The organism is Streptomyces sp. NPDC058373 (assembly GCF_042723275.1).
GTDB lineage: Bacteria > Actinomycetota > Actinomycetes > Streptomycetales > Streptomycetaceae > Streptomyces.
In genome coordinates this window covers 93,709-109,108 of sequence record NZ_JBHXJE010000015.1, presented here as the reverse complement: position 1 = coordinate 109,108, position 15,400 = coordinate 93,709, and the positions used below count along the sequence as shown (strand labels likewise).

At 74.6% G+C, this 15,400-nt stretch carries 13 protein-coding genes and 1 pseudogene; 8 read left to right on the top strand and 6 right to left on the bottom strand.

Annotation, left to right across the window (positions count from 1 at the left end; all coding sequences use genetic code 11):
• Positions 1–633 precede the first annotated feature (633 nt).
• Both ACFWMZ_RS12260 and ACFWMZ_RS12255 read right to left on the bottom strand, forming a co-directional pair.
• Positions 634–2,934 carry a heavy metal translocating P-type ATPase gene (locus ACFWMZ_RS12260; protein ID WP_383201201.1) on the bottom strand — a complete coding sequence of 767 codons (2,301 nt, stop codon included), beginning with the start codon at positions 2,932–2,934 and terminating at the stop codon, positions 634–636.
• Between the two features lie 118 nt (positions 2,935–3,052).
• Positions 3,053–3,361 carry a heavy-metal-associated domain-containing protein gene (locus tag ACFWMZ_RS12255; protein WP_383201198.1) on the bottom strand — a complete coding sequence of 103 codons (309 nt, stop codon included), beginning with the start codon at positions 3,359–3,361 and terminating at the stop codon, positions 3,053–3,055.
• A 253-nt stretch (positions 3,362–3,614) separates the two neighbouring features.
• On the opposite strand from ACFWMZ_RS12255, the gene ACFWMZ_RS12250 reads away from it, so the two are divergent.
• A complete protein-coding gene (locus tag ACFWMZ_RS12250) occupies positions 3,615–4,697 on the top strand; it encodes a zinc-dependent alcohol dehydrogenase family protein (protein WP_383177181.1) in 1,083 nt (360 codons plus the stop codon).
• Between the two features lie 138 nt (positions 4,698–4,835).
• Here the strand turns inward: ACFWMZ_RS12250 and ACFWMZ_RS12245 are convergent, their stop codons facing one another.
• Both ACFWMZ_RS12245 and ACFWMZ_RS12240 read right to left on the bottom strand, forming a co-directional pair.
• Positions 4,836–5,027, bottom strand: a complete 192-nt coding sequence (locus tag ACFWMZ_RS12245) for a helix-turn-helix transcriptional regulator (RefSeq protein ID WP_383177184.1) — start codon at positions 5,025–5,027, stop codon at positions 4,836–4,838.
• Between the two features lie 191 nt (positions 5,028–5,218).
• Positions 5,219–6,160, bottom strand: coding sequence for a sugar phosphate isomerase/epimerase family protein (locus ACFWMZ_RS12240; protein ID WP_383177187.1), 942 nt, complete (start codon positions 6,158–6,160; stop codon positions 5,219–5,221).
• Between the two features lie 281 nt (positions 6,161–6,441).
• On the opposite strand from ACFWMZ_RS12240, the gene iolC reads away from it, so the two are divergent.
• The 6 genes and pseudogenes from iolC (at position 6,442) to ACFWMZ_RS12210 (ending at position 13,301) form a co-directional block, all read left to right on the top strand.
• Positions 6,442–7,380: a 5-dehydro-2-deoxygluconokinase gene (iolC, locus tag ACFWMZ_RS12235; RefSeq protein WP_383201213.1), complete on the top strand. Its 939-nt coding sequence runs from the start codon at positions 6,442–6,444 to the stop codon at positions 7,378–7,380.
• Positions 7,377–8,360 carry a deoxyribose-phosphate aldolase gene (locus tag ACFWMZ_RS12230; RefSeq protein ID WP_383177190.1) on the top strand — a complete coding sequence of 328 codons (984 nt, stop codon included), beginning with the start codon at positions 7,377–7,379 and terminating at the stop codon, positions 8,358–8,360. The genes iolC and ACFWMZ_RS12230 overlap by 4 nt, the downstream gene beginning before the upstream one ends.
• A complete protein-coding gene (gene iolB / locus ACFWMZ_RS12225) occupies positions 8,357–9,214 on the top strand; it encodes a 5-deoxy-glucuronate isomerase (protein ID WP_383201195.1) in 858 nt (285 codons plus the stop codon). Before ACFWMZ_RS12230 ends, iolB begins: the two co-directional genes overlap by 4 nt.
• Positions 9,211–11,097: a 3D-(3,5/4)-trihydroxycyclohexane-1,2-dione acylhydrolase (decyclizing) gene (gene iolD / locus ACFWMZ_RS12220; RefSeq protein ID WP_383177196.1), complete on the top strand. Its 1,887-nt coding sequence runs from the start codon at positions 9,211–9,213 to the stop codon at positions 11,095–11,097. The genes iolB and iolD overlap by 4 nt, the downstream gene beginning before the upstream one ends.
• Before the next feature lie 14 nt (positions 11,098–11,111).
• The gene (locus tag ACFWMZ_RS12215; protein WP_383177199.1) at positions 11,112–12,611 is read left to right on the top strand and encodes a CoA-acylating methylmalonate-semialdehyde dehydrogenase; all 1,500 of its coding nucleotides are present in this window, start codon (positions 11,112–11,114) and stop codon (positions 12,609–12,611) included.
• A 73-nt stretch (positions 12,612–12,684) separates the two neighbouring features.
• Positions 12,685–13,301, top strand: a pseudogene (locus ACFWMZ_RS12210) (nucleotidyltransferase family protein).
• 7 nt (positions 13,302–13,308) lie between these two features.
• Here ACFWMZ_RS12210 and ACFWMZ_RS12205 read toward each other — a convergent pair.
• Both ACFWMZ_RS12205 and ACFWMZ_RS12200 read right to left on the bottom strand, forming a co-directional pair.
• Positions 13,309–13,593, bottom strand: coding sequence for a DUF6087 family protein (locus ACFWMZ_RS12205; protein ID WP_383177204.1), 285 nt, complete (start codon positions 13,591–13,593; stop codon positions 13,309–13,311).
• 13 nt (positions 13,594–13,606) lie between these two features.
• Positions 13,607–14,974 (bottom strand): Tat pathway signal protein, encoded by a 1,368-nt coding sequence (locus ACFWMZ_RS12200; protein ID WP_383201192.1) that lies wholly within the window; start codon positions 14,972–14,974, stop codon positions 13,607–13,609.
• A 157-nt stretch (positions 14,975–15,131) separates the two neighbouring features.
• Between ACFWMZ_RS12200 and ACFWMZ_RS12195 the strand changes: the two genes are divergently transcribed.
• On the top strand, positions 15,132–15,398 hold the full coding sequence (locus ACFWMZ_RS12195) for a putative ATP-grasp-modified RiPP (RefSeq protein WP_383177211.1): 267 nt from the start codon (positions 15,132–15,134) through the stop codon (positions 15,396–15,398).
• Positions 15,399–15,400 lie beyond the last annotated feature (2 nt).

The following is a 15,400-nucleotide window of genomic DNA, read 5'->3' as shown; positions in this document are numbered from 1 at the left end:
AGGCTGCCGCCTCGGTAGGGGCTGCGCCCCACCTGGCCCGTCTTTTCCCCGCCGCCGTGGGGGAGGGGCGGGCTTTCGGCTGGGCGAAGCTCCTCAGCCCGGCCGGCGTTTGAGGCCATCTTGACGGCGGCCAGATGTGGGCCGCACTCTCCAGCGCACCTTTACCCCGTCGGGGCCGACGTGGGTGGCCTCAAGCGCCGGCCGGGCTGGAGTTGGCCGAGCCGGGCCGGGACCGGCCGGGGTTGGCTGGAGATGGGCGCGAGAGCGTAGAAAGCGCCCCGGCACCAGTCCCCCCACGGGCTGATGCTCGGGGCGCTTTCCTGTGTCCCGAGCGGATTCCCCCCACGGGATCCGGCCGGGCGTCTGTGCGGTCTGCCAGGACACGTACGTACGGGAGGGCCGCTCAAAGCTCCCCGGTGCACGTGCCCCGGCCTACACGGTCGAAGGACGTCCCCCAAGACGCCCTCCCGATTCCGGAGACGTCCCCCAAGACATTTCCGGTATCGCCTTCTTAGACTCACGAGCCCCCCACTTGGTTACGTCGCGGGGAGTGTGATCTGCGTCTCTCGCATGTCCTGATGCTGCTGCGAGAGCCCCAGGGTTCGGGGTCCAAGAGTAAGGGTAGTGCGTCAACTATGTGAAGGACTTGAGGCGAAGACTGTTGGTTACGACGAAGACCGAGGAGAAGGCCATCGCGGCCCCCGCGATCATCGGGTTCAGCAGTCCGGCGGCGGCCAGCGGGAGCGCCGCCACGTTGTAGCCGAAGGCCCAGAAGAGGTTGCCCTTGATGGTGGCCAGGGTGCGGCGGGAGAGCCGGATCGCGTCGGCCGCCGCGCGCAGGTCGCCGCGGACGAGGGTGAGGTCCCCGGCCTCGATCGCCGCGTCCGTCCCGGTGCCCATGGCGAGCCCCAGGTCGGCGGTGGCGAGCGCCGCCGCGTCGTTGACGCCGTCGCCCACCATCGCCACCGTACGGCCTTCGGCGCGCAGCCGCTCGACCTCCGCCACCTTGCCCTCCGGGAGCACCCCGGCCACGACGCGGTCGATGCCGACGGTACGGGCCACCTCGGCGGCCACGGCGGCGTTGTCCCCGGTCAGCAGGACGGGCGTGAGCCCGAGCGCGCGCAGGTCGCGGACGGCCTCGGCGCTGGTCCCGCGCAGCGCGTCGGCGAGGGTCAGCAGGCCGCGTGCGGCCCCGTCCCAGCCGACCGCCACCACGGTCCGCCCCCGCGCCTCGGCCTCGGCCAGCCCCTGTTCCAGCTCCGGGGTGAGCGGCATGCCCGCCTCGGCCAGCAGCCGGGGGCGCCCGGTGACGGCCTGGTGGCCCTCGACGGTGCCGCGTACACCCAGCCCGGAGGTGCTGGTGAAGTCGGAGACGGGCGGGAGCGGGCCGTGGCGCTCCTCGGCGGCCCGGGCCACGGCGCGGGCGACCGGGTGCTCGGACGCGTGCTCCAGGGCGCCCGCGAGGCGCAGCAGTTCGGCCTCGCCGGTGCCGGAGGCGGGCAGGGTCCCGGTCAGCTCCATGCGGCCGGTGGTGAGGGTGCCGGTCTTGTCGAGGACGACGGTGTCGACGCGGCGGGTGCTCTCCAGCACCTCCGGGCCCCGGATGAGGATGCCGAGCTGGGCGCCGCGCCCGGTGCCGACCAGCAGGGCGGTGGGTGTGGCGAGGCCGAGCGCGCAGGGGCAGGCGATGATCAGGACGGCGACGGCGGCGGTGAACGCGGCGGTGGTGTCCCCGGTGGCCGCCAGCCACCCGGCCAGGGTGCCCACGGCGATGACCAGGACGACCGGCACGAAGACCGCCGAGACCCGGTCGGCGAGCCGCTGCACGGCCGCCTTGCCGTTCTGGGCGTCCTCGACCAGCCGCGCCATCCGGGCCAGCTGGGTGTCGGCGCCGATCCGGGTGGCCTCGACGGTGAGGCGGCCGCCGGTGTTGACGGTGGCGCCGGTGACCTGGTCGCCGGGGCCCACGTCCACCGGTACCGACTCGCCGGTCAGCAGGGAGGTGTCGACGGCCGAGACGCCCTCCAGGACCGTGCCGTCGGTGGCGATCGTCTCGCCGGGGCGGACCGTGAACCGGTCGCCGGCCACCAGCCGCGCCACCGGGACCCGCACCTCGCGCCCGTCCCGCAGGACGGTGGCCTCGCGCGCCCCCAGCTCCAGCAGGGCGCGCAGGGCGGCGCCCGCCTTCCGCTTGGCCCGGGCCTCCAGCCAGCGGCCCAGCAGGAGGAAGGTGATGACGCCCGCCGCCACCTCCAGGTAGATCATCGAGGAGGCGTCGGCGCGGGAGGCCGTCAGGTCGAAGCCGTGCCGCATGCCGGTCGTCCCGGCGTGGCCGAGGAAGAGCGCCCACAGCGACCAGCCGAAGGCGGCGAGGGTGCCGACCGAGACGAGGGTGTCCATGGTGGTCGCGCCGTGCCGCAGGTTGGTCCAGGCGGCCCGGTGGAAGGGCAGGCCGCCCCAGACCACGACCGGCGCGGTCAGCGTCAGGCAGAGCCACTGCCAGTGGTCGAACTGGAGCGCCGGGATCATCGACAGCAGTACCACCGGGGCGGCGAGGAGCGCGGAGACGGTGAACCGCTGCCGCAGGGCCTCGGTCTCGGCGTCCCCGGGGGCGCCGGCGGCCTCTTGCCCGCCGTCACCCCCGGGGGTGTCCGGGGCGGCCGGCTCGGGCTCCGGCGGGCGGATCTCCTCGGCGGTGTAGCCGGTGCGGACCACGGTGGCGATCAGGTCGGCGACGCCGAGGTCGTCCCCCGGCTCGTAGGCCACCTTCGCCTTCTCGGTGGCGTAGTTGACGGTGGCGGTGACGCCCGGCATGCGGTTGAGCTTCTTCTCCACCCGGGCCGCGCAGGAGGCGCAGGTCATGCCGCCGACGCTGAGCTCGACCTCGGTGGTCCCGGATGCTGCCGGCTGCTCGGGGGCCGTGCTGGTGGTCATGGTCTGGCGGTCTCCGGTACGGGGCTGGGGGAGTGGCGGACGCCGGGCGGGCCCGGTCCTTCCATGGTGCGGCCCCGCCCGGGCGCGGTGCCGGGGCGGGGCGTCGTGCGCGCCGGGGTCAGGCGCGGCCGGTCAGCTCGTAACCGGCCTCGTCGACGGCGGCGCGGACGGCCTCCTCGTCGAGCGGGGCGGCGGAGACGACGGTGACCTTGCCGGTGGCGGCCTCGGCGGTGACGGAGGAGATGCCGGGCAGGGCGGAGACTTCCTCGGAGACGGCGCCCTCGCAGTGGCCGCAGGTCATGCCGGTGACCGTGTAGACCGTGGTGACGGCGCCCGCCTCGGCGCAGCCGCCGGCGGAGGCGGAGGAGCCGGAGCAGCAGGAGCCGGCGGTCTGCGCCTGCGTCTGGGCCTGGGTGTCGCTGGTCATGGTGTCCTCCTGAGGGGCCGCCCCGGTCGGGCGGAGATGGTCGTGATGTCCAGGATGGTGCAGCGGTGGTGCGCGTGGTGCCGGTGAGGCGGGCGTGCGGGCCGGGGGCTTCCGGGCAGACGGGTCCTGAGGTGCGCCCGGGAAGGCCGGCTCTGAGTCCAGACTATACCCCTAGGGGGTATGAATCCACCTCCCGGACGGCACAGTGAGCCGCGTGGCCCGCCCCGGGGCCGCCAGGACGAAGGGTGATCGGATGCGCGCAGTGGTCTTCGAACGGTTCGGCGAGCGCCCCGAGGTGCGGAAGCTGCCCGACCCCGCGCCCTCACCCGAAGGGGTGGTCGTCCGCGTCGAGGCCACCGGCGTCTGCCGCAGCGACTGGCACGGCTGGCAGGGCCACGACCCGGACATCGCGCTGCCGCACGTCCCGGGCCACGAGCTGTCCGGCACCGTCGCCGCGACCGGCTCCCGCGTCACCCGCTTCCACGCCGGGGACCGCGTCACCGTGCCGTTCGTCTGCGCCTGCGGCACCTGCCCCGCCTGCGCCCAGGACGACCACCAGGTCTGCGAGAACCAGACCCAGCCCGGCTTCACCCACCACGGCTCCTTCGCCGAGTACGTCGCCCTGGACCACGCCGACACCAATCTCGTCGCCCTCCCCGACGACCTCGCCCACCCGACCGCCGCCGGACTCGGCTGCCGCTTCGCCACCGCCCACCGCGCCGTCACCGCCCAGGGCCGCGTCGCCCCCGGCGAGTGGGTCGCCGTGCACGGCTGCGGCGGGGTCGGCCTCTCCGCCGTGATGATCGCGGCCGCCGCCGGGGCCCGCGTCGTCGCCGTCGACGTGTCGCCCGACGCCCTGGAACTGGCCCGCCGCTTCGGCGCCGAGGTCTGCCTCGACGCCCGGGTGGGGATCGTCCCGGCCGACGGCGCCGTACGCCCCGGCTCCGGCGGGGAGGTCGCCGCCGCCGTCCGCGAACTCACCGGCGGCGGCGCCCACCTCTCCCTCGACGCCCTCGGCTCACCCGCCACCTGTGTCGCCTCCGTCGAGGGGCTGCGCCGCCGGGGCCGCCACGTCCAGGTGGGCCTGCTCCCGCCCGCCACCGGCCGCCCCGTCCTCCCCATGGACCGCGTCATCGCCCACGAACTGGAACTCCTCGGCAGCCACGGCATGGCCGCCCACGCCTACCCGCCCCTCCTCGCCCAGGTCGCCGCCGGCACCCTCCGCCCCGACCTCCTCGTCACCGCCGTACGGCCGCTTGAGGAGGCGCCCGACGCGCTGGCCGCGCTGGGGGTGGCGCCAGGGGCGGGGATCACGGTGATCGAGCCCTGGGGGTAGCCCTGCGGGTCTGCCGTTCCAGGCTGGGTCCGTTTCAGGCTGGGGCCCTTCGGCCTGGCCGCCCTTCGGCCCGCCAACCCTCGCCCGGCCGGGCTGGAGTCGGCCGGGCTGGGCTCTGCCCCACAGGCGCTCCGGTGCCTACTTCCCCCTGTTCCGCGGCCGGTTGGCCACCCAGCGGCGGACCGTGTCGGCGTGCCAGTAGGGCTTTCCGTCGCGGGTCACGTCCGGTGGGGGGAGTTGGCCGTTCTTGCGGTAGGAGCGCACGGTGTCGGGCTGGACCCGGATGTGCGCGGCGATCTCCCGGTACGACCACAGGTCCCGGTCGCCCACGTGGACACCTCCCGTCCGCGCCCCGTGGGGGCGCACCGTCGCGCCGCCGAGGTGCCAGGGGCGCTCTCGGTGATCACCACCCTGGAGCGGCGGGCCGCGCGCGCCCGGGAGCGCGGGCGGCGCCGTGAAGCGACCGTGACAAGGGTGTGGCGGGACCGGGACACTTCCGCACCCCGGACGGGGATGGGCGCTCACCCGTCCAGGTACGACTCCAGCAGCGCCCGGGTGCGCCGCGCCACCGGCAGCGGGCGGTCCGGCGGGCACGGGTACATGTCCTGTTCGACGATGGCGAAGAGGTCGACGCCGAGCGGCTTCGCCGCCGCCAGCACCGGCTCCAGCGCGGGCACGCCGAGCGGCGGCTCGCACATCACGCCCCGCGCCACCGCCGGGCCGAACGGCAGGTCCTCCGCGCGCACCCGCGCCAGCACCTCGGGGTCGACCTGCTTGAGGTGGAGGTAGCCGAGCCGTTCGCCGTAGGTCTCGATCAGGCGGACGCTGTCACCGCCGCAGTAGGCGTAGTGGCCGGTGTCCAGGCAGAGTTCGACCAGGCCGGGGTCGGTGGTGTCGAGGAGGCGGACGACGTGCTCCTCGGTGTCCACATGGGTGTCCGCGTGCGGGTGGAGCACCGTGCGCAGCCCGTACTCCTCGCGGACCCGGCGGGCCAGACGCTCCGTCAGCCGGGCCAGGTCGCGCCAGGCGGCCGGGGTCAGCTCGCGGTCCTCCAGCACCTCGCCGGTCTTGTCGTCCCGCCAGAAGGCGGGGATCGCCACCAGGTACCCGGCGCCCGCCTCCCGGGTCAGCTCCGCGACCTCGGCCACGTGCGCCCAGGTCTCCTCCCAGACCGCCTCGCCCCGGTGCAGCCCGGTGAAGACGGTGCCCGCCGACACGCTCAGGCCGCGCCGGGCCGTCTCGTCGCGCAGGCGTACCGGGTCGGTGGGGAGGTAGCCGTAGGGGCCCAGCTCGATCCAGGCGTACCCGGCCTCGGCCACCTCGTCCAGGAAGCGGGACCACCCCACCTGCCGGCGGTCGTCCGGGAACCACACGCCCCACGAGTCGGGGGCCGACCCGATCCGCAGCCGGGAGGCCGGGGCGCCGGTGCCGGTCGGGGGCTGGGGCTCGTTCGTACGGTGCATCAGATGTACGCCTTCCGGTCGCCGTCCGGGACGGTGCGGGTGCCGTCCGCCGTGCTTTCCCCCAGCCTGCCCCGGCCGGGGCACGGGCGTTGGTCCGAATGTCCGGACAAAATGTTGACAGGGTTCGGCGCCGCCGACTAGACCTGGGCACGCCCCGGGTCCGTACCGTCCGGGGCGGACCGCCGCCGCAACGACGCAGCGAGGGGGAGACCGTGACGGGCCCACAGCCGGGACACGGGACCGGGGAGCCACCCGGTCCGCCATACGACGCGGGGTACGACCTGATCGCCCTGGGGCGCCTCGGCGTCGACCTCTATCCGCTGCGCACCGGCGTGCCCCTCGCCGACGTGGACACCTTCGGGAAGTTCCTCGGCGGCTCGCCCGCCAACGTCGCCGTCGCGGCGGCCCGGCTGGGACGGCGTACCGCCCTCGTCAGCCGTACCGGTGACGACCCGTTCGGCGACTACCTGCGGGCCGAGCTGAAGGCGTTCGGTGTCGACGCGCGCTGGGTGGAGCCCGTGCCGGAGCTGCCCACACCCGTCACCTTCTGCGAGATCTTCCCGCCGGACGACTTCCCGCTCTACTTCTACCGGCGGCCCGAAGCCCCCGACCTGCGGATCACCGCCGGCTCCCTCGACCTCGACGCGATCCGCGCCGCCCGCGTCCTGTGGGCCACCGGCACCGGCCTGAGCGCCGAGCCCAGCCGCACCGCCACCCTCACCGCCCTGGCGCACCGGCGCCGCGCCGCCCACACCGTCCTCGACCTCGACTGGCGGCCCATGCTCTGGGACGAGGCCGAGCGCCCGCACGCCCGCGCCCACTACGCCGCCGCCCTCGCCCACGCCACCGTCGCCGTCGGCAACATCGCCGAGTGCGCCGAGGCCACCGGCCACCGCGACCCGGACGCCGCCGCCGACGCGCTGCTCGCCGCCGGGGTCACCCTCGCCGTCGTCAAGCAGGGGCCCGAAGGGGTCCTCGCCGCCCACCGCGACGGCGCCCGCGTCACCCTGCCGCCCGTCCCCGTCGAGGTGGTCAACGGCCTCGGCGCCGGGGACGCCTTCGGCGGCGCCCTCTGCCACGGCCTGCTCGCCGGCTGGCCGCTCGCGACCACCATCCGGTACGCCAACGCCGCCGGGGCCCTCGTCGCGGGCCGCCTCGCCTGCTCCTCCGCGATGCCCCGCGCCGACGAGATCGACGCGCTCCTCGGCGGCACCGCGTGAGCGCCGCCCACGCCGTCGACCCGGCCGTCCTCGCCCGGCTGCGGGCCCACCACCCCGAGGCGATCGCCGAGGCCGCCGCGCGCCGCGTCCGCAGGCCCCTGCTGGGGCGGGACGGGCGGCTGCTGATCCTCGCCGCCGACCATCCTGCGCGCGGCGCCCTCGGCGCGGGCGGCGGCGACCGCGCCATGGCCGACCGCGCCCAACTCCTCGCCCGGCTGCGGCTCGGCCTCTCCCGCCCCGGCGTCGACGGGGTGCTGGCCAGCGCCGACGTCCTGGACGACCTGCTGCTGCTCGGCGCGCTGGAGGGCAAGGCCGTCATCGGCTCGATGAACCGCGGCGGCCTCGCCGGGGCCGCCTTCGAACTGGACGACCGCTTCACCGGCTTCCGCCCCGAGGACCTCGCCCGCTCCCGCTACGACGCCGGGAAACTCCTGCTCCGCCTCGACTACGACGACCCCGGCTCGCTCACCACCCTGCACGCGGCGGCCCGCGCCGTCGACGCCATGGCCGCGCTGCGGCTCCCGGTCTTCGTCGAGCCGTTCCTCTGCCGCCGGGTCGGGGGGAAGCTGCGGACCGACCTGGACGCCGCCGCCGTCACCACCTCCCTCGCCGTCGCCTCCGGCCTCGGCGGCACCTCCGCGTACACCTGGCTCAAGGTGCCGGTCACCGAGGACCCGGACGACATGGCGCGGGTGATGGCCGCCTCCACGCTGCCCGCCGTCCTGCTCGGCGGGCCGGTCGGCGGAGCTGCCGAGGAGGAGGCCACCTACGAGCGGTGGCGCCAGGCGCTGGCGCTGCCCACGGTGCGCGGCCTGGTCGCCGGACGAGCCCTGCTCTACCCGCCCGACGGGGACGTGGCCGGGGCCGTCGACACCGCCGCCGCCCTCGTCCACGGAGACGGCCGGGACGGGGGGACCCGCGCCCTGACCGGCCGGTCACGCGGCCTTCCGGCGCCGCGCGGGGTAGGGGAAGGGCCATGACGACGACACCGCCGAACGGCCCGCACCCGCTCCACCTGCGCCCTGACGCCACCTCGCCCGCCGGCCCGTACCGGCTCTCCGCCGGGCCCGCCCAGGGCCTGCGCCACACCGCCCTGCACGTCCTGGAACTCGGCCCCGGCGCCTCGCACACCTTCGACACCGGCGACGCCGAGTGGATCGTGCTCCCGCTTTCCGGCGGCTGCGCCCTCCGCGTACTCCCGGACGAGGCACGGGCCGGTGAGGAAGAGGCGGAGTTCGCCCTCCACGGCCGCCCGGACGTGTTCGCCGGACCCACCGACTTCGCGTACGTCCCCCGGGACGCCCGCGTCGAGATCACCTCCGGCGCCGCAGGCCGGTTCGCTCTGGCAGGAGCGAGGTGCGGGCGCCGACTCCCCGCCCGCCGCGGCCCGGCGCCGGAGGTACCCGTGGAGGAGCGGGGGAGCGGGGTCTGCGCGCGGCAGGTGCGGAACTTCGCCGCCGCCGACACCTTCGCCTGCGACCGGCTGATCGCCGTCGAGGTCGTCACCCCGCCGGGGCACTGGTCCTCGTACCCGCCGCACAAGCACGACGAGCACCGGCCGGGTCAGGAGAGCGAGCTGGAGGAGATCTACTGGTTCGCCGTCGACGGGCCCGCCCCGGCCTTCCACCGGGTGGCGCCGTCCCGGCCCGGCGGCGCCGACCTCCTCGCCGAGGTCCGCGACGGCGAGGCGGTCCTCGTCCCCGACGGCTGGCACGGCCCGTCCGTCGCCCCGCCCGGCCACCCGCTCTACTACCTCAACGTCATGGCGGGCCCCGGCCCCGGCCGCGAGTGGCGGATCACCTTCCACCCCGACCACACGGAGGGCTACCGGTGAGGCTGACCACCGCCCAGGCACTGATCCGCTTCCTCTCCGTCCAGTACAGCGAGCGGGACGGCGAGCGGCAGCGGCTGATCCCCGCCGTCTGGGGCATCTTCGGCCACGGCAACGTCGCCGGGATCGGACAGGCGCTCGCCGAGCACACCGCCGACCGGCCCGAGGGCACCGGCGAACTCCGCTTCCACCAGGGCCGCAACGAGCAGGCCATGGTGCACGCCGCCACCGGCTTCGCCCGGCAGCGCCGCCGCCTCGCCACCCACGCCGTCACCACCTCCATCGGGCCCGGCGCCACCAACCTCGTCACCGGCGCCGCCCTCGCCACCGTCAACCGGCTGCCCGTCCTGCTGCTCCCCGGCGACACCTTCGCCGCCCGCCCCGCCGACCCCGTCCTCCAGCAGCTCGAAGTCCCCTACGCCGGGGACCTCACCGTCAACGACTGCCTGCGGCCCGTCTCCCGCCACTTCGACCGCGTCACCCGCCCCGAGGCGCTGATCCCCGCCGCCCTGACCGCGATGCGGGTCCTCACCGACCCCGCCGCCACCGGCGCCGTCACCCTCGCCCTGCCGCAGGACGTGCAGGCCGAGGCGTACGACTGGCCCGAGGAGTTCTTCGCCGAGCGGACCTGGCACGTCCGCCGCCCCGCCCCCGACACCGCCTCCCTGACCGAGGCGGCCGAACTGCTGCGGGCCGCCCGCCGCCCCCTCGTCGTCGCGGGCGGCGGGGTCCGGCACGCCGGGGCCGAGGCCGCGCTGGACGCCTTCGCCCGCGCCACCGGCATCCCCGTCGCCGCCACCCAGGCCGGGAAGGGCGCGCTGCCCCACGACCACCCGCAGGACGTCGGCGCGATCGGCCACACCGGCACCGCCACCGCCGACGACCTGGCCCGCACCGCCGACCTCGTCCTCGCCGTCGGTACCCGCCTCACCGACTTCACCACCGCCTCCGGCACCCTCTTCGCCGCCGACGGCGTCCGCTTCGCCCACCTCAACCTCGACCCGGCCGACGCCCACAAACTCGCCGCGCACGCGGTCGTCGGCGACGCCCGCGAAGGGCTCACCGCCCTCACCGGGCTCCTCGAAGGCCACCGCCTCCCGGCCGCGCACATCGACGCGTACACCGCCGCCAAGGCCGTCTGGGAGGCGCGCGTCACCGCCGCCTTCGCCGCCCCCGACCCGGCCGCCCGCCCCACCCAGACCCAGCTCCTCGGCGCCCTCGGCGCCCTGGTCACCGGCGACGACATCCTGGTCAACGCCGCCGGCTCGCTCCCCGGCGACCTGCACCGCCTGTGGCGGGCCCGCTCGGCGGACCAGTACCACGTCGAGTACGGCTACTCCTGCATGGGCTACGAGATCCCCGGCGCCCTCGGCGTCCTCCTCGCCGCCCCCGGCCGGCCCGTCTGGGCACTGGTCGGCGACGGCACGTACCTGATGAACCCGACCGAACTGGCCACCGCCGTCCAGGAGTCGCTGCCGCTCAAGCTCGTCCTGGTCGACAACCACGGCTACGCCTCCATCGGCGGCCTCTCCCACACGGTCGGCGCCGAGGGGTTCGGCACCGCCTACCGGATGCCGGGCCCGGACGGGCTCCTGGACGGGGAGCCGCTGCCGCTCGACCTCGCCGCCAACGCCGCCTCCCTCGGCGTGCGGATGCTCCGCGCGGAGACCGTCGCCGAGCTGCGGGAGGCCCTCGCCGAGGTGCGGGCCGCCACCGTGCCCACGGGTGTCTACGTGCGGACCGAAACGCCCGACACAGTGTCCAGCCCGCCGCCCGCGCAGGCGTGGTGGGATGTTCCCGTGGCCCGGACCGCGCACCGCGAGGAGGCGGCCCGCGCCCGGAAGGAGTACGACCGGAACGTCGCAGCCCGGCGCCGTCATCTGTGAAGGAGCGTCCCCGCATGAAGACCGTGAACCACTGGATCGGCGGCCAGGCCGTCGACGGCGTGTCGGGCGACCACGGCCCCGTCACCGACCCCGCCACCGGCGAGGTCACCACCCAGGTCGCCCTGGCCTCCGCCGACGAGGTGGACGCCGCCGTCGCCGCCGCCAAGGCCGCCTACGCGAGCTGGGGCACCTCCTCGCTGGCCCAGCGCACCTCGGTCATGTTCAAGTTCCGTGCCCTGCTCGACCAGCACCGCGACGAGATCGCCCGGCTCATCACCGCCGAGCACGGCAAGGTCCACGACGACGCCCTCGGCGAGGTCGCCCGCGGCCTGGAGATCGTCGACCTGGCCTGCGGCATCACCGTGCAGCTCAAGGGCGAGCTCTCCACCCAGGTCGCCAGCCGCGTCGACGTCGCCTCCATCCGCCAGCCGCTCGGCGTGGTCGCGGGCATCACGCCCTTCAACTTCCCGGCCATGGTGCCGATGTGGATGTTCCCCCTCGCCATCGCCTGCGGCAACACCTTCGTCCTCAAGCCCAGCGAGAAGGACCCCTCGGCCGCGCTGCGGCTGGCCGAGCTCTTCAGCGAGGCCGGCCTGCCCGACGGCGTCCTCAACGTCGTCAACGGCGACAAGCCGGCCGTCGACCGCCTCCTGGAGCACCCGGACGTCGCCGCCGTCTCCTTCGTCGGCTCCACCCCGATCGCCCGCCACATCCACGCCACCGCCACCGCCCACGGCAAGCGCGTCCAGGCCCTCGGCGGCGCCAAGAACCACATGCTGGTCCTCCCCGACGCCGACCTGGACGCCGCGGCCGACGCCGCCGTCTCCGCCGCGTACGGCTCGGCGGGCGAGCGGTGCATGGCCGTCTCCGCCGTCGTCGCCGTCGGCGCGGTCGGCGACGAGCTGGTCGCCAAGATCAAGGAGCGCGCCGAGAAGATCACCATCGGCCCCGGGAACGACCCCGCCTCCGAGATGGGCCCGCTCATCACCGCCGCCCACCGCGACAAGGTCGCCGGGTACGTGGCGGGCGCCGCCGCCCAGGGCGCCGAGGTCGTCCTCGACGGCACCGGCTTCACCGTCGAGGGGTACGAGAAGGGCCACTGGATCGGCCTCTCCCTCCTCGACAAGGTCTCCACCGACTCCGACGCCTACCGCGACGAGATCTTCGGCCCCGTCCTGTGCGTCCTGCGCGCCGAGACCTACGAGGAGGGCCTCGCCCTCATCAACGCCTCGCCGTACGGCAACGGCACCGCCGTCTTCACCCGCGACGGCGGCGCCGCCCGCCGCTTCCAGCTGGAGGTCGAGGCGGGCATGGTCGGCGTCAACGTCCCGATCCCGGTCCCCGTCGGCTACCACTCCTTCGGCGGCTGGAAGGACTCCCTCTTCGGCGACCACCACATCTACGGCAACGACGGCACGCACTTCTACACCCGCGGCAAGGTCGTCACCACCCGCTGGCCCGACCCGGCCGACGCCCCCGCCGGCGTCGACCTGGGCTTCCCCCGCAACCACTGAGGCCCGCCCCGCACCACACCCCACCACGCCCCGGCGCCTCCCCCCGAGCGCCGGGGCGTGGTACACCCGCACGGTGATCAGCCGACTCCCTCTCGACGAACAACTCGCCGCCCTGCGCGCCACTCTGAGCCGCAACCCGACCCTGCTCGCCGTCCTCGGCCGTGCCGTCGGCCTCGCGCTGCCCGGCTGGTACCTGACAGCGGGCTGCCTCTTCCAGACCGTCTGGAACGTCACCACCGGTCGCCCGCCCGAACAGGGCATCAAGGACTACGACTCTTCTACTTCGACGCCGGCGACCTCTCCTGGGAGGCCGAGGACCGAGCCGTCCAGGCCGGCCGCGAGGCGTTCGCCGGCATCCCCGCCGAGGTCGAGATCCGCAACGAGGCCCGCGTCCACCTCTGGTACGAGGGGAAGTTCGGCACCCCCTGCCCGCCGCACCTCTCCACCGAGGCGGCCATCGACACCTTCGCCGCCACCACCTGCTGCCTCGGCGTCCGCCTCGAACCCGGCGGCCGTTGGCGCGTCTACGCCCCGCACGGCCTCGCCGACGTCTTCGCCCTGACCCTCCGCCCCAACCCGGTCCTCGCACCCCGCGAGGTCTACGAGACGAAGGCGGCCCGGTGGCGGGGGGCGTGGCCGGAGTTGAGGGTGATTCCTTGGCCGGAGGCCACGCGGGGTGAGACTCGCTGACGACGTCTCACCTAGTCGAGGCCTCACCGCTGTCGTTCACCCACCGCTGAGCCTGCGCCAGGTTCGCGGCGGTGCCCACGGGCTCGTACCAGAACCCGTTCCACTCCTCCAGCGCCCTCGGCTCATCGGGGCGCAGGTGGCTGCCACCGCCGTGCAACGGGCGGTGCCGACGGTGGACGTCCATCGGCGGTCGGCGCCGCTTGTCGTATGCCGCGAGCCGGTCATCGGCGCTGACGCTCGGCACGGCGCGGGACGGCTGGTTCGGCGGCCCGGGTCGGGAGTGCTTGCCCATGGTCCCGATGGTCTCAGGCGGCGACTGGAGTTGGGCGGGTCGCTGCGAGATCGGCTACGCGGGCGCGGACCTCGTTCACCGTTCCGGTTCGGTAGCGTCCGGCCGCGCTCAGCAGGGTGTTAAGGCGAGATGTCACGAGTGTGGAGTCGATGCGGATGGCGTCGTCCAGTGCGTGGTGGGCTGCGGCGGCCCCAAGCTCCGGCTCTCCCTCAGCGAACAGGGCAGCGGCCAGACCGATACGGTCCATAACCTTCACCCTGTCGAATCCGTCTCTGCGCAGCCGGAGTGCGTTGGAGAAGTGGGCGCTGGCGGGCTGTTCCTTACCAAGGAGCCCGGCGAGGTCGCGGGCGGAGACCGCGCGGGCTCCGGCATGTTCGGCGCCGTCGAAGTAGTCCACCCACGCGGGCGAATCGCCCAGGCCCTGGGCGACCAGTTCGTCAGCGGTGCCGAGGTGCCGCCCGGCGTTTCGCTCATCGCCGAGGGCCGCATGCACCCGACCGGTCTGGGAGGCGACCAACGCCCGGGTCGCGGGCATGGTCGCCTTCTTGGCGGCGACCCCGAGCAGACCCAAGGCATCGGCTGGATGTCCCAGATAGATCATCTGGTGGGACATGCGGGTGACGATCTCTACCCCACGGTCCGGCTGTGCGGCCTCAGAGGCGGCATAGATTCCATACGACCAGTACCGCTGTGCGGTCGGGTAGCGGCCGCAGTCGTGGCTGACCCACCCCGCGAGCGCCGCGAGATCGGCGGTGGCTGCGAAGACCCGGGCTTTCAGGGAAAGGGGTACCCCCTCCTCGATGCGGCGAGCGACTTCGGCAAGCTGGGCGACGATCGCGGAGCGGTACAGGCCGCCGCCTTTGGACGCATCAGCCTTGGTGAAGAAAGCCGTGACTTCTTCCAGCGCAGCCGTGGTGTCGGCGTCGAAGCCCCGGGTGGTGCGGGTCAGCCGGCGGGCGGTGCCACCCAACATGCGCTCGGCGGCGAGGATGAGTGGGGCCCCGAGGGCGAGTTTGAGGGTGTCGCGGCGGTCTATGAAGAGGTCCATCTGCGTCCATCCGGCAAGGGTGCGTGCGGCTGCCTCGGTCAGCAGGGGGAGCTGGATGCTGTCGAGTGTGGGCCCCGCGGTGGTGAGGCCGAGGTCACCCGGTGTGAGCGATTGGCCGACCGCATCGGAAATCACCCCGGCGAGCAAAGAGGGCACCGGCGGGCGGGGGCGTTCGCCGTCGACCCAGCGGCGAATCCGAGTGGTGTCCGGGGCGATCTGCCGGTGGCCTTCGGCTTTTGCCGCTGCGGCGATTCGTCTGGCGATCTCGCCGTGGGACAGGCCGGTGGCGGCGATCCACAGGGCGAGGTGCTGGTTCTTCGATCTGCCGGTCATCGCTGTCGCATCCTCCTCAACCTCTGTCGCAGAGCGTGGCCTTTTCGCCACGTTTCGCGACCTCCACGGTACTGGCGATTGCCCTGGCCACGGGGGGATTCTGCTCGGGCGGGTGGCTGCCCGGCCATCCGCCTGACGTCAAAGAAGGAGGACTCGCATGGAGACGATTGCCCCCCAGGCGCCGTGGGCGATGAAACTGATCACCGACCGGCTGCCGGTCGGCCCGCCGTCGTATGCGACGGTAACGCTCGACGCCTCGACGCAGACCGCCGTCTACACCGACTCCGTCGGCCGGGTGGTGGAGATGGGTAAGCACGGCACGAGCAGGACCACCGGCACCGCTTCGATGTCCGGCGGGGGAGACGGGCAGGCCCCGCAGCCGCAGACGCAGGACGACCACACCACCGATTACGAGTCGGACTGACC